Origin of the sequence: Halopseudomonas sp. SMJS2 (assembly GCF_029866945.1) — a bacterium.
GTDB classification, from domain to species: domain Bacteria; phylum Pseudomonadota; class Gammaproteobacteria; order Pseudomonadales; family Pseudomonadaceae; genus Halopseudomonas; species Halopseudomonas bauzanensis.
In genome coordinates, this window is the sequence record NZ_CP123445.1 from 2399115 (window position 1) to 2416388 (window position 17274).

The window sequence follows — 17274 nt, forward strand, 5'->3', positions numbered from 1 at the left end:
TCTTATGATTCAGCGCAACGATTTGCCACCTCTGCTGACTGGCATGATGGCCACCCTGGTCGGCGTCGGACTTGCCCGTTTTGCCTATACCCCCTTGATTCCGATACTGGTGCTGCAGGGCTGGTTCGATGCCAGTGCCGCGATCTATCTCGGCGCCGCCAATCTGCTGGGCTACCTGCTGGGCGCACTGATGGCCCATCGGCTCTCCGAACGGTTCGGCGCACGGCAATTACTCGCCTTCTGCTTTATCAGCATCGCCCTGAGCTTTTTCGCCAGCGCTACGCCCGGTAGTTTCGCCTGGTTCTTTTTCTGGCGTCTGCTCGCCGGTATTACCGGAGCGATTCTGGTGGTAGTCGGCCCCTCGCTGGCCTTGACCCGCGCACCCATCGCTCGACGCCCGGTCGTCGGCCCGCTGGTATTCTGCGGTATCGGCCTGGGGGCATTGCTGTCGGCGACGCTGCTGCCGCTGCTTATCCAATACGACCTGATGTGGAGCTGGCTGACCCTCGGCGTATTATCACTACTGGCTGGTTTTATCTGTGACCAGGGGCTGGCGCGGCTGCCGCCGGCCGCGACGATCACAGCTGCCAACGGAACCGGCGGCGGCGCCCCTGTATTGAGCATCGCCATCATACTGGTGATGCTGGCCTACGCGATGGACGCCGCCGGGTTCATTCCGCATACGGTGTTCTGGGTGGATTATCTGGCCCGCGAGCAGGGCCAGACGAGCAGCGCGGCGGCCGCGCAATGGGCAATGTTTGGCGCCGGCGCGATCATCGGCCCGCTGGTCGCCGGACTGCTGGTCAGTCGCCTCGGCTGGCACCGCAGTCTGGCTACCGGCTATCTGATCAAATGCCTGGCCATTGCCCTGCCGCTGTTTGCCAGCGGGTTGCTCAGCAATTCGATCTCTTCTTTCCTGGTCGGTGCCATGGTACCCGGTCTCGTGGCCATGACCTCCGGGCGACTGGCCGAACTAGGTGGCCCTGCCGAGCATAAACGCCTGTGGGGTTATGCCACGGCCGCCTTTGCCGTGCTGCAGGCGGCGTCGGGCTATGCCATGTCCGGCCTGTACGCCATGCTCGGCACCTACCAACCGCTGTTCGCCCTGGGTAGCGCCCTGCTCGGTCTTGGGTTGTTACTGATCATCTTCAGCGGTCGCTTTCAACCGGCCGCCTCACCACGGAGCCTGTGACATGAAACTCTACCTGAATGCCACTTCCCCCTTTGCCCGCGTGGCCCGCATCATTGCCTTGGAAAAGGGACTGCAGGATCAGCTGGAACTAGGCTGGAGCGATCCCTGGACGAACGACCCGGCGCTGCTGCAGGCCAATCCGGTGGGTCGCATTCCGGTGTTGGTTACCGAGGACGGTCATGCCATTGCCGAGTCGCTGCTGATTGCCCAGTACCTGGACAACCTGACGCCGTCGCCGCGGCTGCTGCCACCGGCAGAGCTCGCCGCGGTATTGCAGCGCACCGGTCTGGGCTATGGTCTGATGGAAGCAGCCTTCACTACCGTGATCGGCCGCAAGCATGATGCCGAAGCAGATCAGTCAGTTCTCGGCCAGCGCCGGCTGCAGGCCATTGACCGCAGCATCCAGGCTCTTGCTTCGCAGCATCGGGATGATGGTCAGCAGACATTGGACCTCAGCATTATCGTGACGGCCGTAGCCCTGGATTATGTGCTGTTCCGGCTGCCCGAGATTGATTGGCGGTCCCGCTACCCGGAATTGGCCGCTTGGCACCAGCGGGTCACCGTGCGGGCGAATTTCACTGAGACGGCCTTCAACTGAGCCATCTTAATATCGATTAATTTGATATGAATAACGCAAAATAAGCGATTTATTCATCGCCGATCATGATCGATAATCGCTACCATCAATAGCCCAATCATTCCCCGCCACGCCTGCGCGTGGCCCTTTGGAGACACCAATGAGCAATATCCATCTGGCAATCGTGGTAGGCAGCAACAACCGTGTATCCATCAACCGTCAATATGCCCAGGCGCTGGCCAAGCTGCTGCCCGCGCACTTTTCCGTGAGCTATCCGCAGATTGACGACCTGCCCATGTACAGCCTGGATCTGGAAGTCGAGCGTCCGGCGAGCGTTAACCGTTTCACCGACGAAATCAATACTGCCGATGCCGTGCTGATCGTCACGCCCGAACATAACCGCTCGGTTCCTGCAGTGCTGAAAAACGCTCTTGACTGGGGTTCCAAGCCGATGGACAAGAACGTCTGGCGCGACAAGCCGGTCGCCCTCACCGGTACCTCGCCGGGTGCCATGGGTGCCGCACACGCCCAACAGCATCTGCGCCAGATCATGGGCATTCTGGGCTCCGTGGTGCTGGGCGGCGAAGCCTATATCCAGTTCAAACCGGAATTGATCACCAGCGATGGCGAGATCGGCTCTGCCAGCCATGGTTTCCTGCAAGCCTATATTGACCGCTTCGTTTCACTGGCGGAAAAGCTCAAGGGTTGATCAGGAGGCCAGTTGATCGGTTCGCGCCGCCATGATGAAGTCATTGCGGTGCAGCCCACCAATCTTGTGCGTCCACCAGCGTACCGTCACCTTACCGTATTCCAGCAGCAGTGCCGGGTGATGGTTCTCTGATTCGGCAAGTTCCGCCACCTTGTTGGTGAAGACCAGCGCGGCGGCGAAATCCCGGAAAGAGAATACGCGCTTGAGCTGTTGCTCATTGCCCTCCTCGATGATCTCCCACCCGGGAATCTCGCGCTGCAGCTCCACCTGTTCCTGCTTGCTGACCTTGGGCGCATCTGCGCGACAAGCTTCGCAATGCTGCTGGGTCAATGTACTCATGTTGTTCTGCCTCCCGTGAATTCGTCTGATGCTCCACCACTATAGCGCGCCTGACTGAGCAGCAAATAATTAATGCAAATCGTTATCAGTAAGATTAATATTCCTTTCGTTTTTATCCCTGAAACGAAAAGGAACCTCCATGCCGCGCACCGCCATTCCCTTCACCCTGTTGCTGCTGCCCCTGTCCATATCCCTGGCGCTACCGGTCATGGCCGCCGGCGAACCAGCCGAAGCAAGCACCGGCATTGAGCTGCAGCCCACCTACATCAGGGGCTCCCTGGGTAATGCGCTGGGTGAGACCGAAGGCTATCGCGCTACCCATAGCAGTGTGGCGACCAAGACCAGCATGCCACTGCTGGAAACCTCCCAGAGCGTATCCGTTGTCACCCGCAAGCAGATGGATGACCAGGGCGCGCAGAGCGTAGCCCAGGCCCTGCGTTACACCCCGGGTTTGATGAGTTCGCCCTATGGCGCGACCAGCCGCTACGACTATGTCGCCATGCGTGGTATTACCGACGGCTCGGTCGACAACCTGTATCTGGATGGCCAGAAGCTGTTGGGCGACAGCGCCACCTACAGCACGCTGCAGGTCGATCCCTACTTTGTCGAGCGGATCGACATTCTCAAGGGCCCGTCTTCGGTACTCTATGGTCGCAGCCTGCCGGGAGGACTGGTGGCGATGACCAGCAAGAAGCCGGGTTATGACACCCATCGTCAGTTGCAACTGTCCTATGGCAGTCACGATTACAAGCAGGCCGCATTCGATATCGGCGCCCCGCTGGATGAAGGGCGGCGGGTAAACTATCGCCTGGTCGGCGTGGTGCGTGATGCGGCCAGCCAGGTAGATGACATCAAGAGCGAACGCTTCGCGCTGATGCCGTCGCTGGCTATTGATTTCACTCAGGATACCCGCCTGACCCTGCTGGCGATGTTGCAACATGATCCCGAAGGCGGCTACCACGGTGGGTTGCCGGCGCAGGGTACGGTCACGTCGCACAACGGCCGGCGCATCTCCCGCAGTTTCTTCGAAGGCGATGAGGATTACGAGAAATTCGAGCGCCATCAGTACATGCTCGGCTATCAGTTGGAGCATCGCTTCAATGATGTGGTATCGGCCCGGCAGAATTTCCAGTATCTGGATTCGACGGTCGATTCCGGTCAGGTCTACCAGTATGGTTACGTTCCCGGCACCGATAACCTGGACCGCTATTACACCGGCGCCGATGAAGCGCTGCATGCCTGGAGTGTGGATAACCAGCTGCAGTTCGAGTTTGCCACCGGCGAGCTGTCCCATACGCTGGTCACCGGACTGGATTACCAGCGGCGCAAAACCAAGGTCGCTTATGACGCCGGTTATGGCCTCGCCCCAATCGACCCCTTTACCGGCGCCGAAGGAGCAGCCACTCCGGTGTTCTATCACCAGTATGACGAAGCCCGCTTTCTGGAGCAGACCGGCTTGTATGTTCAAGATCTGATCAGCCTGGGCAACTGGCGGTTATCGCTGGGCGCGCGTCAGGACTGGGTGGATATGGATTTCGAGCAGACCCGCTCGATGTACGGCAATCAAGCTGATGATGCGCGTATCGATCAATTTTCCGGTCGCATCGGATTACTGTACGCCTTCGACAATGGCCTATCACCCTACGCGAGTTTTTCTCAGTCGTTCAACCCCAACGCCACCGGCGCCTACAACGAAACCGCACCCGGCGTGTTTGACATCAGCCTGCTCGATCCAACCGAAGGCGAACAGACCGAAGTCGGCCTCAAGTTCCAGCCGCCCGGCACCCAGGACCTGTATACCATTGCGCTGTTCGACCTGACCCAATCGAATCTGGCTAACAAAGATTCCGGTGAGTCTTTCTACCGCGCAGTGGGCGAAATCAGCTCCCGCGGCGTCGAACTGGAAGCTCGTTTCAAACCTATCGAGCCGGTCAATGTGCTGGCCAGCTACACCTGGATGGACGTGGAGTATTCGAAGGATTTCACCGGCACTGCCGGCGTCAATAACCGTGGCAATACCCCCAATGCAGTGGCGAAGAACATGGCTTCATTGTGGGCTGACTACAGCTTCACCAGCGGCCCATTGGCGAGCCTGCAACTGGGCGCCGGGGTCCGTTATTTCGGCAAGAGCTGGGCGGACGCGGAAAATACCCTGCGCATCCCCTCCTACACCTTGTTCGATGCCTCGGTCGGCTACGATCTCAGCCAGTTGGGTGCGTCCGGGCTGGGCCTGCGCGTCAACCTGAACAATCTGACCGACGAAACCTACGTGGCGGCCTGCAACAGTTTGAGCCAGTGCTATTACGGCGACGAGCGCAACGTCATGGCGACCCTGACCTACGACTTCTGACCACCCGATAAGGCCGCCGGCAGTCTGCCGGCGGCCTTATGCATTTCGGATAAAAATCAATGCGTTCCATCCTGTTGTATCTTCACCGCTACCTTGGACTGGCCATGGCGCTGTTTCTGGCGCTGGCGGGCCTGACCGGCAGCATTCTCGCCTTTCACCATGAGCTGGATGAATGGCTCAACCCCGAGCTGTACCACACCAGCTCCACTGGCCCGGTACTGCCACCGGAGCAACTGGTCGAGCGGGTAGAAACCGCCTGGCCACGCATGCAGGTGTGGTACATGGAGTTTCCCGACGAGGCCGACCATGCCGCGCTACTGGCGATGGTCCCGCGCACCGACCCGGAGACCGGCAAACCCTGGCCCGACAGGCCAATAGTGCGCTATCTGGATCAGGTCACCGGCGAGCAGGTCGGCGAGCGTTACTGGGGTGATTGCTGCTTCTCCCGCCGTAACTTCGTGCCCTTCATGCTGGAGTTTCATTACAACCTGACCCTGCCCGGCAACTGGGGGCTGTGGCTGATGGGGCTGGTGGCCATCGCCTGGGTGCTGGACTGCTTCATCGCCCTGGTATTGACCTTTCCCCGTGGGCGGCCGTTCTGGCAGAAGTGGCAACGGGCCTGGAAGATCAAGCGCGGCCACGCCACGCGGGTCAATCTGGATATTCACCGCGCCGGCGGCCTCTGGCTATGGTTGCTGTTGTTGCCGGTAGCTGTGAGCAGCGTGGCGATGAACCTGCCGGAGCAGATCTTCAAGCCGGTGGTGTCGCTGGTCTCGCCGGTGGCGCCGAGTGTCTATGAAGCACGCAGCGAATTGCCGGCCGAGGAATTGGGCATCACCGGTTATGGCTACGGCGAAGCCTATCAATTGGCGATGGAGCATGCCCGTGAGCTGCAGTTGCTAGAGCCCATCACCGAGTTGTACTACAGCTTCGAATACAACTTCTATGGCGCGGGTTTTGGCGATCATGCCAGCAATGAAGGCAATGCCTGGATCTTTTTCCACGGCACGGACGGTCGTTTGCTGGGGCAGGAAATCCCCGGTCAGGGCACCTGGGGCGAGCGGTTCTTCCAGCTGCAGGCACCTATCCATGGCGGACGGATTCTCGGCCTGCCGGGGCGCATCCTGATTGCTGTCCTGGGTGTGGCGATTTTCGTGCTGTCGATAACCGGAGTGATCATCTGGTGGCGCAAGCGGCAGGCGCGGCAGTTGCGCCGGGCCTGAAAAAACGATCCCGCAGACGAGACCGGCTGCGGGATCACGGGGACAACTCAGCGATGGATCAGAACAGCACGCCCAGCTTGACGCCGAACTCGTTGCTTTCCAGCTCGGTGTTGTCTGCCAGCATGTAATCATCATCCAGCTCGTAATTGGTCTGGGTGTAATACACCCCCGCGGTGAAGGGGAAGCCTTGGCCACGGTCCCAGAGGAAGTTCAGCTCCGCATAGGGGTTGAACTTGTTCTTCAGATCAGCGGTTTCGCTGCCATACCCGGTCAGCTTCACCTTGCCCTCGCCTTCAATGCTGTAACGGGTACCCACCTCCAGCCGGGTGGTCAAGGTGTCACCTTGATGGTGCCACCCGATCGCGGCCTTGGCGAAGGGGCTCTTGTTACTCAGCTCCACGTCGGCGTTACTGCGTTCCAACTCAAAGCGAGTCCAGTCGTAACCCAGACCGACCAGCATGTCGAAGTTGCTGTTGTTGCTCAACGGCATGCGCACACCGAGGTCCGCTTCAGCACGGGCGTCCTTGACCTCGTTGTCATTCTTTTCGCCGTAACGGATATCGGCACCAATCTGGAAAATCGTGCCGGGGCCACCCGTCATCTTGTTGCCGTAATTGTAGAAAATACCACCCTTGCCGACAGTCTCGTCACGACCATCGACATCATCGTTATCCGAGTTCATTTCATATTTGTCAGCAGCGATGATGATGCCCAGATTGGAGACCGGATCTGCAGCCAGAACATAGGTCGACCCAGCCATCAATCCCACGGCAGAAACCGGAATCAATATTTTGCTAAGGCGCATAAGGTATTTCCTCTTGGTTTATTACCTGAGTAAATACCGACCGGCCGGCCGCAAAGAAGTTCGTATTTTCCTACCGATTCGCTACGTAAGACCATGAATGTGAAGGCACCTGATATACTTCGAGACCTTGAATCCTCTCGTCCGCAGTCGCTTGTGATTGCCCATGCGCAGGTAGAAAATTCTTTATGACCGATCGGTATTTCGACCAGCTGGGCACCCATTTCGCGCGCAAGATATACGCCGGCCCCAAGGGTGCGATTCGCCTTGCGGTACTTACTCGCGACCTTCAGGAGTGGCTGGCCGAGCTCACGCCCGAGGGTCAAGCGTTACGGGTTCTGGATGCCGGTGCCGGCTTGGGGCATATCAGCGAATGGCTGTTGCAGCGGGGCCACAGCGTGACGGTCAGCGACCCTGCCGAAGAAATGCTGGACGCCGCTCGCGAGCGCCTGGCAAGCCAGCCGCTGCAGCCGGGCCAGTCTCTGCAGTTTCTGCAGTTGCCGTTGCAGCAGTTGCCGGCCCGGGGCGAGCGCTACGATCTGGTGATCTGTCACGCTGTGCTGGAATGGCTGGCGGACCCGGCCAGCGCCCTGCTTTGCCTGCGGCAACTGATCAACGATGCGGGCGCCGTGTCACTGGCCTTCTACAACCGCGACGCGCTGATCTACAAGAACCTGATCAAAGGCCAGTTCCGCAAGCTGCAACGCAACCAGCTGGCCGGCGAAGGCAAGCGCAGCCTGACACCTCAGCAGCCATTGGACCCACGTGAGGTATATAGCTGGATAGCGGCGGCGGGGTTCGATCGCCGCGAGCAGACCGGCGTGCGGGTATTCCATGACTATATGCACGAGCCGTTCAAGGACGAGGCCGATGCGCAACAGGTGATCGAGCAGGAATTGCTGTATAGCCGGCACCCGGCTTACCGGCATCTGGGGCGCTATCTGCATTGCTGGCTGAGAGCCGATTGACCTATGCGGGCATCCAGCGATCCCGCCGCCACAGCCAGATGAACCAACCGCCGAGCAATACACCGCGCGCCAGCATGAACAGATAGAACCCCAGCCAGATTCCGTGGTTGCCGGTATCACGCAGCAACCAGGCAGCCGGCAGATAGATCAGCAGCACCGCCAGCACCATGGCATTGCGCATGGCGCGCGCGCGGGTGGCGCCGATGAACAATCCATCGAGCAGATAGCTCCAGACCGCCACCAGCGGCATCCAGGCCATCCACGGCAGATAGTCGAAAGCTACCTGGCGGATCGACTCGAGGTCGGTCAACAGGCTGATGATCTGATTGCCGAACAGATTGAATACCAGCACAAAACCCACCCCGACCACCAGTGACCAGAACGTGCTGACGACCAGCACGCGCTTGAGCGCCAACCGGTTGCGCTGGCCCATGGCATGCCCACCGAGCGCCTCGACCGCGTGGGCCAAGCCGTCCAGCCCGTGGGAGGTGAGCAACAAGAAGTTCAGCAGCACCGCATTGGCCGCGACGACCGAGTCGCCCAGCCGGGCGCCTTGCAACACCAGCAGATAGAACACCAGCTCCAGCGCCAGGGTGCGGATCAGTATGTCCCGGTTGGCCCGAATCAGCGGCGCCGCACCACGCAGGCGCAGCGCGTCAGTCCAGCGCATCACCCCGGGATAACGCGCCAATACCGGGCGCAGCAACGCCAGCCCCAGCAGCAGCCCGACGTAATCGCCGATAACCGTCGCCCAGGCCGCCCCGGCCACGCCCCACTCCAACACCACGACGAGGAAAACGTCGAGCACGACGTTGGTGATATTCACCGCCAACAACAGATACAGCGGCGCACGGGCGCGCTGAGCACCGATGAACCAGCCGACCAGCACAAAGTTGGCCAGGGCCGCCGGCAGGCTTACCAGGCGGATATTGAAATAGATCCGCGCCTGTTCCAGCAGCTCGGCGCTGCTATCAAGAAAATACAGGCCCGCGGTCAGCAATGGCTCGTGTACCAGCCACACCAGCAATGCGAGCAGCAGCGCCAGCCATAGCGGCTGCAGCAATACCAGGCGCAGCTTGTCACCGTTATTTTCCCCGCATGCCTGGGCGGCGAAACCGGTAGTACCCATGCGCAGGAAACCGGCGGCCCAGAGAATGAAGGTCATCAGCGTCGCACCCACCGCGACCCCACCCAGATGATGGGCACCATCCAGATGGCCGACCACGGCGGTATCCACCAGCCCGACCAGGGGCACGCTGATATTGGACAGGATCATCGGCGTCGCCAGCGCCCAGACCCGGCGATGGGTCAGACGATGGCGCGCGGTGGCAAGCAGACCAGAGGGGGTCAAGACAGCGAGTCCCGCATTCAGATATCAGCCACCGGAGCGCTTGGCCTTGAAGCCTTCATCAATCAGCCATTGGCAAAGCATGTCAGCACGATCACCCTGAATCTCGATTACCCCATCCACCACCGACCCGCCGCAACCGCAGCGGCCTTGATGCGCTTGGCCAGGGTCTTGAGTTCGTCGGCCGGCAATGCCAGGCCACTGATAGTGGTCACCGTCTTGCCGCCACGCCCCTTGGTCTCCCGGCGTACCCTGGCGACGCCGTCGCCAGCGGGTATCTGCGGCTGACCACAGGTACAGGCATCCTGCGGTTGTCGACAGTCGGGGCACATACGCCCCGCATCGGTGGAGAATACCAGCCCGCCAAGTGAGCCGAATCCTGTCTGGCGCTTGCTCATAATGCTGTTTGCCTCAACCCTGCTCAAGCAATCGACGCAGGTCGATCAGGGCCGCGTTGGCGCGAGACAGATAATTGGCCATGACCAGCGAATGATTGGCCAACACGCCAAAACCGCCGCCATTGAGGATCATCGGGCTCCACATGGGGGCCTGGGTGGCCTCCAGCTCACGGATGATCTGACGCAGGCTGACCAGAGCATTCTTGTTGTTCAGCACGTCAGCATAATCCTTCTCCACCGCGCGCAGCAGGTGGACCAGCGCCCAGGCACTGCCGCGGGCTTCGTAGAAGACGTTGTCGATCTGCAACCATGGGGTCTGCTTGCGTTCACGCCCGCCCTCGTTCAAGGGAGTGCGAGCCACACTGGCCGACAGTCGCTGGGACAGCGAGCCCAGTCGCGTGCTGACATCGTTGATCCAGCCAGCCAGGTTGTCGGCACGGGTGTAGAAACTGGCGTTGCCGCTTTCCAGGCGCTCGATGTAATCATCCAGCTGCCGGATCCCGGCACGGTATTCATTTTCACTGGCGGGCAGGGCCCAGCTTTTGTGATCGAAGTGGAACAGCGGCTCGGCCTTGGAGAGAGCCGCATCTTCAGTGGACTGGGATTGCGAGCGGGCCATGTCGCGGCGCATGGAGCGGGTAATATCTCGTACCTGCACCAGCACACCAAATTCCCAGCTGGGCATGTTGTCCAGCCAAAGACCGGGCGGAGTGATGTCATTGCTGATAAAACCGCCGGGCTTGTCCAGCAAGGTACGGGCAACTTCCCTGACGGTGCGGGCTGTGTAGGAGCCCGTGGTCAGCGAGTCCATATTGCCCACCGGCACGACGTTCAGATCTTCCAGATCAGGCTCGCGACTCCAGTACCAACCGAGCAGCAGACAGACGACCAGATAAACCAACAGCACCACGGCTATCGTCTTGCCCAGCACTCGCTTGTTCTCGTTATCAAGCAGGCCTGCCCCGCCCTCGGTATCGCGTCTACGCCTGGAAAATTTCATCGACCCTCTCCCCTTCTCTGTGCAGCCGCAAGCATAGCATCTGTGCCCGGCGTTCACACCGCTCAGACCGTTCAGAGCGGCCCTTTTGACCCATTTCGGTTAGAATGACTGCTCCCGCCTTTCAGGACACTATTCATGGCCGCCATCGGACACTTCAACAACCTGTCGATCGTTAAACATACGGGCTTCGGCCTCTACCTCGACGGCGGCCCACATGGTGAGATCCTGCTGCCCAATCGTTACATCCCCAAGGATCAGCCCACCGAGATCGGCGACTGGCTGCGGGTGTTCATCTATCGGGACAGCGAAGACAAGCTGATCGCCACCACCCAGCGGCCCAAGGTCCAGGTTGGGGAGTTCGCCAGCCTCAAGGTGGTCGAGATTACCCGCGTCGGGCTGTTTCTGGATTGGGGACTGCCCAAGGACCTGTTGTTGCCGCATTCCGAGGAGAAACGCCCGCTCCAGGTCGGCGATCATTGCGTGGTGTATGTCTACCTCGACAAACACAGCGAACGCATCACCGCCACCGCGCGGCTGGACCGCTACCTCGACCAGACGCCCGCCAGCTATCAGCCTGGCGAAACCGTGGACCTGCTGATCGTCGAGCCCTCAGACCTGGGCTACAAGGCGATCATCAACCATCGTCACTGGGGGCTGGTGCACAAGAACGAGATGTTCAAACCCCTGCGGTCCGGCCGGCGCGAACGGGGATATATCCGCGAAGTACGCCCGGACGGCAAGGTCAGCCTGAGCCTGCAGCCGGTGGGACGCGATGCTGGCGACAGCCTGCAGGCGCTGATCATGCAGACACTGGAAGAAAACAATGGTGTGCTGAACCTCAGCGACAAGAGCGCGGCTCCGGAAATCGCCCGGCTGTTCGGCGTCAGCAAAGGCAGCTTCAAAAAGGCCATCGGCGGACTCTACCGCCAGGGGCTCATCGTCATCCATCCAGACCGGATCGAACGTGCCTGATAAATCCGGTGGCAATGTGTCACTGGTATTCGCGGCGCCAGCCTTTAATATACCGGCAAGCTCTTTTCGGATATGCCCATGTCGTTGATACGTCTTCTGTTGATTACCCTGCTGCTCGGCAACGCTGCCCTGGCTAGCGCCAATACCGCAGGCAATACCGGGATCGATAACCTGTTCGGCAGCGCCAATGTGGGCAGCACCACCGAGTTTCTACCGGTGCACCAGGCCTTTCGCGCCGGTATTGTCGAGGCGGAGGCCGAACGCATCCAGCTGCAGTTCGACATCGCTCCTGAGTACTACCTGTACCGGCACCGGCTGAAATTCGAGCTGCTCGGTGGCGATGGTCAGATCACCCAGGTCAAACTGCCGGACGGCGTGGACCGCACCGACGAGTTCTTCGGCGATGTCGAGGTGTACTACAACAGCCTCAACGTGGAGCTGGCTGTCGCGCCGGGCAGCGCTCCGGCCAGCCAGTTGCGCGTCGAGTACCAGGGCTGCGCCGATGCCGGATTGTGCTATCCACCGGAGATTCTGCTGCTGGACCTGCCGTCTGCAGCCGGCACCAGCGCCTCAGGCAGCACCGGCTCCGCTGCCGACAGCACAGCGCCTGCCAATGACTCCTCCCTGTGGCTGTCGCTGCTGTTGCTGTTCGCCGCCGGCCTGGCGCTGACTTTCACTCCCTGCGTGCTGCCCATGGTGCCGATTCTCACCAGCATGGTGCTGGGTCGCGAGAATATCGATCGCCCGCGGCCTTTGCCCTGTCGCTCAGCTACGTACTTGGCATGGCGCTTACCTTCGCCGCAGTCGGTGCGCTGATCGGCCTGTTCGGCGCCGCATTGAATATCCAGGCACGCCTGCAATCACCCTGGGTGCTGGGCGTGTTCGCCGTCTTCTTCGTGGTCTTCGCCCTGGCCATGTTCGACGTATTCAACCTGCGCCTGCCCGCCTTTATTCGCGGCCCGGCGGAAAATCTCGGTAATCGCGCCCAGGGTGGCTCGATCCCCGGCGCGGCGGTCATGGGCGCGCTGTCCTCATTAGTGGTCTCGCCGTGCATTTCCGCGCCACTGGCCGGCGCATTGATCTATATCAGCGCCACTGGTGACGCCTGGGGCGGCGCCCTGCGCCTGTTTGCCCTGGCCATCGGGATGGGGGTGCCTCTGATTCTGGTAGCGATGTTCGGCAAGACCCTGCTGCCCCGCTCCGGCCCCTGGCTCAACCAGGTCAAGCAGGCCTTCGGCTTCGGTTTGCTGGCCGTGGCCATCTGGTTGCTGGAACGAATCATTCCCGGCCCGCTGAGCCTGGCGCTGTGGGCAGCACTGGCGGCAGGCGTTGCCGTCCAGCTCGGCCTGTTCGACCGGGGGCCGCGCAGCGGCATCGCCCGGGTGGCCCAGGCTGCGGCGCTGTTGTTCGCCATCTACTCAGCCGCCGCCCTGTTCGGCGCGCTGGCCGGCAGTTCTGATCCGCTGCGGCCGCTGCACGCGCTTGGCAACAGCAGCTCAGCAGTCAACAACAGCGAAACCAGCTATTTCACCAAGGTCACCACCGCCGAGGGGGTCCGCCAACAACTGGAGCAGGCGCGTGCAGCAGGTCGTCCGGCGATCGTCGAGCTGTCCGCCGATTGGTGCATCAGCTGCAAGGTGATCGAGCGGGAGATCATCAACCACCCCAGCGTGCGGGCGGGCCTGGACGGGTTCGTACGCGTGCAGTTGGATGTGACCGATAATACAGCCGACCAACGCGCCTGGCTGACCGAACAACAACTGTTCGGACCGCCCGCGTTCCTGTTTCTGGATAGCCAGGGACAGGAGATTCCCGAGCTGCGGATTCAGGGCGAAGTGCCGCGCGAGACTTTCATTCGCTATATGAATGCAGCGGTGGAGGCTGGTTGATGGGCTCCGCCCTCCTCAATCAAATTCCGCAAAAACCCAGCCATCATGCTGACATCTGATGACATACCACTGGTTCTGGACAGCTCTTTAGTAATCCGGCAAACTCTTCGCCCATTGATGACCGTCGAGTCAATTGCCAACCAACGCCCCGGAATTTTCTGAATGGCCAGTTTCCTGGTTCTGCATGGACCCAATCTGAATCTGCTCGGCAGCCGCGAACCCGGTGTGTACGGTGCCGTCACCCTGGAGCAGATCAACAACCGACTGCTCGAACAGGCCCAGCGCGATGGCCACCAGCTGCAGGTGCTGCAAAGCAACGCCGAGTACCAGCTGATCGACCGCATTCACGCCGCCCGGGACGAAGGCATCGATTTCATCATCATCAATCCCGCCGCCTTTACCCATACCAGTGTCGCAATACGTGACGCATTGCTGGCGGTGAGCATCCCATTCATCGAAGTGCATCTTTCCAACGTGTACAGACGCGAAGCCTTCCGTCATCACTCCTATTTTTCGGACATCGCCGAGGGAGTCATCTGCGGGCTGGGAGCTGAAGGTTACGCACTGGCTCTGCAAGCGGCTGTACGCAGACTCGAACAAAACTGAAACGATCAACATTTGCCCTGGAGCGCAAGTACCAATGGATATCCGCAAAGTAAAGAAACTCATCGAACTGCTTGAAGAATCCGGCATCGACGAGCTGGAGATTCACGAAGGCGAAGAATCCGTTCGGATAAGCCGGCACAGCCAGCAGGCCGCCATGCCCCAACAGTATTTCCAGGCCCCGGTCGCCGCTGCACCAGCACCTGCCGCAGCTCCGGCTGCCGCCGCCCCTGCCGCCGAAGCCGCTCCGGCCGAGCCGTCCGGCCACCTGGTTCGCTCGCCGATGGTCGGTACCTTCTACCGCTCGCCGTCGCCTGAATCGCCTTCCTTTGTTGAAGTCGGCCAGACCGTCAAGGCCGGCGACGTGCTGTGCATCGTTGAAGCCATGAAGATGATGAACCACATCGAAGCGGACAAGACCGGTGTCATCCAGGCGATCCTGGTGGACAACGGCCAGCCGGTGGAATTCGATCAACCCCTGTTCAGCATCGCCTGAGCCCGACCCGGAGGCTGCGATGCAGAAAGTACTCATAGCCAACCGTGGCGAAATTGCACTGCGCATCATCCGCGCCTGCAAAGAGCTGGGGTTGAAGACCGTGGCAGTGCATTCCACTGCCGACCGCGAACTCATGCACCTGGCGATGGCTGACGAAACCGTCTGCATCGGCCCGGCCGTCGCGACCGAGTCATACCTGAACATCCCTCGCATCATCAGCGCGGCGGAAGTCACTGGCGCCGACGGTATCCACCCCGGCTACGGCTTCCTGGCGGAAAACGCCGATTTCGCCGAACAGATCGAGAATTCCGGCTTCACCTTTATCGGCCCCAGCGCCGAGGTGATTCGCCTGATGGGTGACAAGGTCTCGGCCATTGCCGCCATGAAGAAGACCGGCGTACCGACGGTGCCCGGCTCCGATGGTCCGTTGCCCGAGAACGAGGACGAGTGCCTGAAGATCGGCCGTCGGGTCGGTTATCCAGTGATCATCAAGGCCGCCGGTGGTGGTGGTGGTCGCGGCATGCGCGTGGTGCACAAGGAAGAAGAGCTGATCAAATCGATCCGCCTGACCCGCACCGAAGCCGGCGCGGCCTTCGGCAACCCGATGGTCTACCTGGAAAAATTCCTGACCAACCCGCGTCACGTGGAAGTGCAGGTACTGTCCGACGGCCAGGGCCACGCCATTCATCTGGGCGACCGCGACTGCTCCCTGCAACGCCGCCACCAGAAGATCATCGAAGAAGCCCCTGCCCCCGGTATCGACGAGAAGGCCCGTGCCGAGGTTCAGGCCCGCTGCGTTCAGGCTTGTATCGACCTGGGCTACCGTGGCGCCGGTACCTTCGAGTTTCTCTATGAGAACGGCGAGTTCTTCTTCATCGAGATGAACACCCGGATTCAGGTGGAGCACCCGATCTCCGAGATGGTTACCGGCATCGACATCGTCAAGGAGCAGATCCGTATTTGCGCCGGCGAGCCGTTGAGCATCAAGCAGGAAGATGTGGTCATTCGTGGTCATTCCATCGAGTGCCGGATCAACGCCGAAGACCCGAACAGCTTCATGCCAAGCCCCGGTACGGTGACTTTCTTCCACGCGCCCGGTGGCAACGGCGTGCGGGTAGATTCGCACCTGTACAGCGGCTACAAGGTACCGCCGAACTATGATTCGCTGATCGGCAAGCTGATCACCTACGGCGCCAGCCGGGATGAAGCCATGATGCGCATGCGCAACGCCCTGGATGAGCTGGTGGTTGACGGCATCAAGACCAATACCCCGCTGCACCGTGAACTGGTGCGGGACCCCGAGTTCTGCAAGGGTGGAGTCAACATCCACTACCTGGAACACAAGCTGGGTATCAGCTGATCCGATAAGCTCGTTGTCAGCTTATCAACCGGACCGGGAGGCAGAGCATCGCTTCCCGGTTTTTTATTTCCGCTGTTAGCTTTAAGCTTCCCCTTTTCCCAAGGAAACATTATGCCCTGGCTCCAACTGCGTCTTGCCATTACCCCCGATCAGGCCGAGCCGATGGAGGACCTGCTGCTGGGGCTGGACGCCGTGTCGGTAACCTTTATGGACGCCGAGGATCAGCCGATCTTCGAACCGGACCTGGGTACGACGCCATTGTGGTCGCACACTCATCTGCTGGCGCTGTTCGAAGCCGACGCCGACCCGCAAACCCTGCTCGCTCAACTGCAACAGATCTGGCCAGGCGAGTTACCGGAACACCAATTCGAAGAGATCGCCGACCAGGACTGGGAACGCAGCTGGATGGACAACTTCCAGCCGATGCGCTTCGGCCGTCGCCTGTGGATCGTACCCAGCTGGCACGAGGCGCCGGAGCCGGACGCGGTGAATCTGCTGCTGGACCCCGGCCTGGCCTTCGGCACAGGTACTCACCCGACCACCGCCTTGTGCCTGGAATGGCTGGATGGCCAACAACTGGACGGCTTGCAGGTGATCGACTTCGGTTGTGGCTCGGGCATTCTGGCCATCGCCGCGCTGCTGCTGGGCGCCGACCGGGTCGTGGGAACCGATATAGACCCCCAGGCCCTGGAAGCCTCCCGGGACAATGCCCAGCGCAACCAGTTGGCGGACGCAAGCCTGCCGCTATACCTGCCCGCTGACATGCCGGCCGAGCCGGCGGACTTGGTAGTAGCCAATATCCTGGCCGGCCCGCTGGTCAGCCTGGCGCCCCAGTTGACCAGTCTGGTCAAGCCCGGCGGCCGCATCGCCCTGTCCGGCATTCTCGCCGAGCAGACAGACGACATTCTTGCCGCCTACCGTGACGCTTTCGAGCTGGACCCGGTGGCGAACAAGGATGGCTGGATTCGGGTCAGCGGTGTGCGGCGCGACGTAGCGCTGTGACGCGCTTGCGGGCACAATAACATCCACGTCGCACTGTGATGCGTTC

General features: G+C 60.8%; 17 protein-coding genes and 1 pseudogene. 13 read left to right on the forward strand and 5 right to left on the reverse strand.

Annotated elements, in window-relative coordinates:
- Window positions 1-4: 4 nt before the first annotated feature.
- The 3 genes from QAO71_RS11345 (at window position 5) to QAO71_RS11355 (ending at window position 2478) form a co-directional block, all read left to right on the forward strand.
- Window positions 5-1192 (forward strand): YbfB/YjiJ family MFS transporter, encoded by a 1188-nt coding sequence (locus QAO71_RS11345; protein WP_280164464.1) that lies wholly within the window; start codon window positions 5-7, stop codon window positions 1190-1192.
- A gap of 1 nt (window position 1193) precedes the next feature.
- Window positions 1194-1790 carry a glutathione S-transferase N-terminal domain-containing protein gene (locus tag QAO71_RS11350; RefSeq protein WP_036988733.1) on the forward strand — a complete coding sequence of 199 codons (597 nt, stop codon included), beginning with the start codon at window positions 1194-1196 and terminating at the stop codon, window positions 1788-1790.
- 139 nt (window positions 1791-1929) lie between these two features.
- A complete protein-coding gene (locus tag QAO71_RS11355) occupies window positions 1930-2478 on the forward strand; it encodes an NADPH-dependent FMN reductase (protein ID WP_036988730.1) in 549 nt (182 codons plus the stop codon).
- Here the strand turns inward: QAO71_RS11355 and QAO71_RS11360 are convergent, their stop codons facing one another.
- Complete coding sequence (locus tag QAO71_RS11360) at window positions 2479-2817, reverse strand: 4a-hydroxytetrahydrobiopterin dehydratase (RefSeq protein ID WP_036988729.1); 339 nt, start codon at window positions 2815-2817, stop codon at window positions 2479-2481.
- A 139-nt stretch (window positions 2818-2956) separates the two neighbouring features.
- Here QAO71_RS11360 and QAO71_RS11365 point away from each other — a divergent pair, with 139 nt between their 5' ends.
- On the forward strand, window positions 2957-5167 hold the full coding sequence (locus QAO71_RS11365; RefSeq protein WP_280164465.1) for a TonB-dependent siderophore receptor: 2211 nt from the start codon (window positions 2957-2959) through the stop codon (window positions 5165-5167).
- Between the two features lie 59 nt (window positions 5168-5226).
- Window positions 5227-6390, forward strand: coding sequence for a PepSY domain-containing protein (locus QAO71_RS11370; RefSeq protein WP_136869628.1), 1164 nt, complete (start codon window positions 5227-5229; stop codon window positions 6388-6390).
- Window positions 6391-6448: 58 nt separating this feature from the next.
- Here QAO71_RS11370 and QAO71_RS11375 read toward each other — a convergent pair whose 3' ends face one another.
- Window positions 6449-7195 carry a hypothetical protein gene (locus tag QAO71_RS11375; RefSeq protein ID WP_036988726.1) on the reverse strand — a complete coding sequence of 249 codons (747 nt, stop codon included), beginning with the start codon at window positions 7193-7195 and terminating at the stop codon, window positions 6449-6451.
- A 185-nt stretch (window positions 7196-7380) separates the two neighbouring features.
- Here QAO71_RS11375 and QAO71_RS11380 point away from each other — a divergent pair, with 185 nt between their 5' ends.
- Entirely contained in the window at window positions 7381-8160 is a 780-nt protein-coding gene (locus tag QAO71_RS11380) for a methyltransferase domain-containing protein (protein WP_280164466.1), read from the forward strand.
- Window position 8161: 1 nt separating this feature from the next.
- Here QAO71_RS11380 and QAO71_RS11385 read toward each other — a convergent pair whose 3' ends face one another.
- The 3 genes and pseudogenes from QAO71_RS11385 to QAO71_RS11395 all read right to left on the reverse strand — a co-directional run bounded on the left by QAO71_RS11385 (window position 8162) and on the right by QAO71_RS11395 (window position 10906).
- A complete protein-coding gene (locus tag QAO71_RS11385; RefSeq protein ID WP_280164467.1) occupies window positions 8162-9511 on the reverse strand; it encodes an MATE family efflux transporter in 1350 nt (449 codons plus the stop codon).
- A gap of 24 nt (window positions 9512-9535) precedes the next feature.
- Window positions 9536-9906, reverse strand: a pseudogene (locus QAO71_RS11390) (translation initiation factor Sui1).
- 13 nt (window positions 9907-9919) lie between these two features.
- The gene (locus tag QAO71_RS11395) at window positions 9920-10906 is read right to left on the reverse strand and encodes a DUF2333 family protein (protein WP_036988721.1); all 987 of its coding nucleotides are present in this window, start codon (window positions 10904-10906) and stop codon (window positions 9920-9922) included.
- 135 nt (window positions 10907-11041) lie between these two features.
- Here QAO71_RS11395 and QAO71_RS11400 point away from each other — a divergent pair, with 135 nt between their 5' ends.
- The 7 genes from QAO71_RS11400 to prmA all read left to right on the forward strand — a co-directional run bounded on the left by QAO71_RS11400 (window position 11042) and on the right by prmA (window position 17228).
- The gene (locus QAO71_RS11400; RefSeq protein ID WP_280164468.1) at window positions 11042-11878 is read left to right on the forward strand and encodes a S1-like domain-containing RNA-binding protein; all 837 of its coding nucleotides are present in this window, start codon (window positions 11042-11044) and stop codon (window positions 11876-11878) included.
- Window positions 11879-11956: 78 nt separating this feature from the next.
- The gene (locus QAO71_RS11405) at window positions 11957-12694 is read left to right on the forward strand and encodes a protein-disulfide reductase DsbD domain-containing protein (RefSeq protein WP_280164469.1); all 738 of its coding nucleotides are present in this window, start codon (window positions 11957-11959) and stop codon (window positions 12692-12694) included.
- Window positions 12661-13767, forward strand: a complete 1107-nt coding sequence (dsbD, locus tag QAO71_RS11410; protein ID WP_280164470.1) for a protein-disulfide reductase DsbD — start codon at window positions 12661-12663, stop codon at window positions 13765-13767. The genes QAO71_RS11405 and dsbD overlap by 34 nt, the downstream gene beginning before the upstream one ends.
- 162 nt (window positions 13768-13929) lie before the next feature.
- A complete protein-coding gene (gene aroQ, locus QAO71_RS11415) occupies window positions 13930-14373 on the forward strand; it encodes a type II 3-dehydroquinate dehydratase (protein WP_136869627.1) in 444 nt (147 codons plus the stop codon).
- 34 nt (window positions 14374-14407) lie between these two features.
- Window positions 14408-14866, forward strand: a complete 459-nt coding sequence (accB, locus tag QAO71_RS11420) for an acetyl-CoA carboxylase biotin carboxyl carrier protein (protein WP_036988715.1) — start codon at window positions 14408-14410, stop codon at window positions 14864-14866.
- 19 nt (window positions 14867-14885) lie between these two features.
- Window positions 14886-16226 carry an acetyl-CoA carboxylase biotin carboxylase subunit gene (accC, locus tag QAO71_RS11425; RefSeq protein WP_074778020.1) on the forward strand — a complete coding sequence of 447 codons (1341 nt, stop codon included), beginning with the start codon at window positions 14886-14888 and terminating at the stop codon, window positions 16224-16226.
- Window positions 16227-16337: 111 nt separating this feature from the next.
- Window positions 16338-17228, forward strand: coding sequence for a 50S ribosomal protein L11 methyltransferase (gene prmA, locus QAO71_RS11430; protein WP_280164471.1), 891 nt, complete (start codon window positions 16338-16340; stop codon window positions 17226-17228).
- Window positions 17229-17274 lie beyond the last annotated feature (46 nt).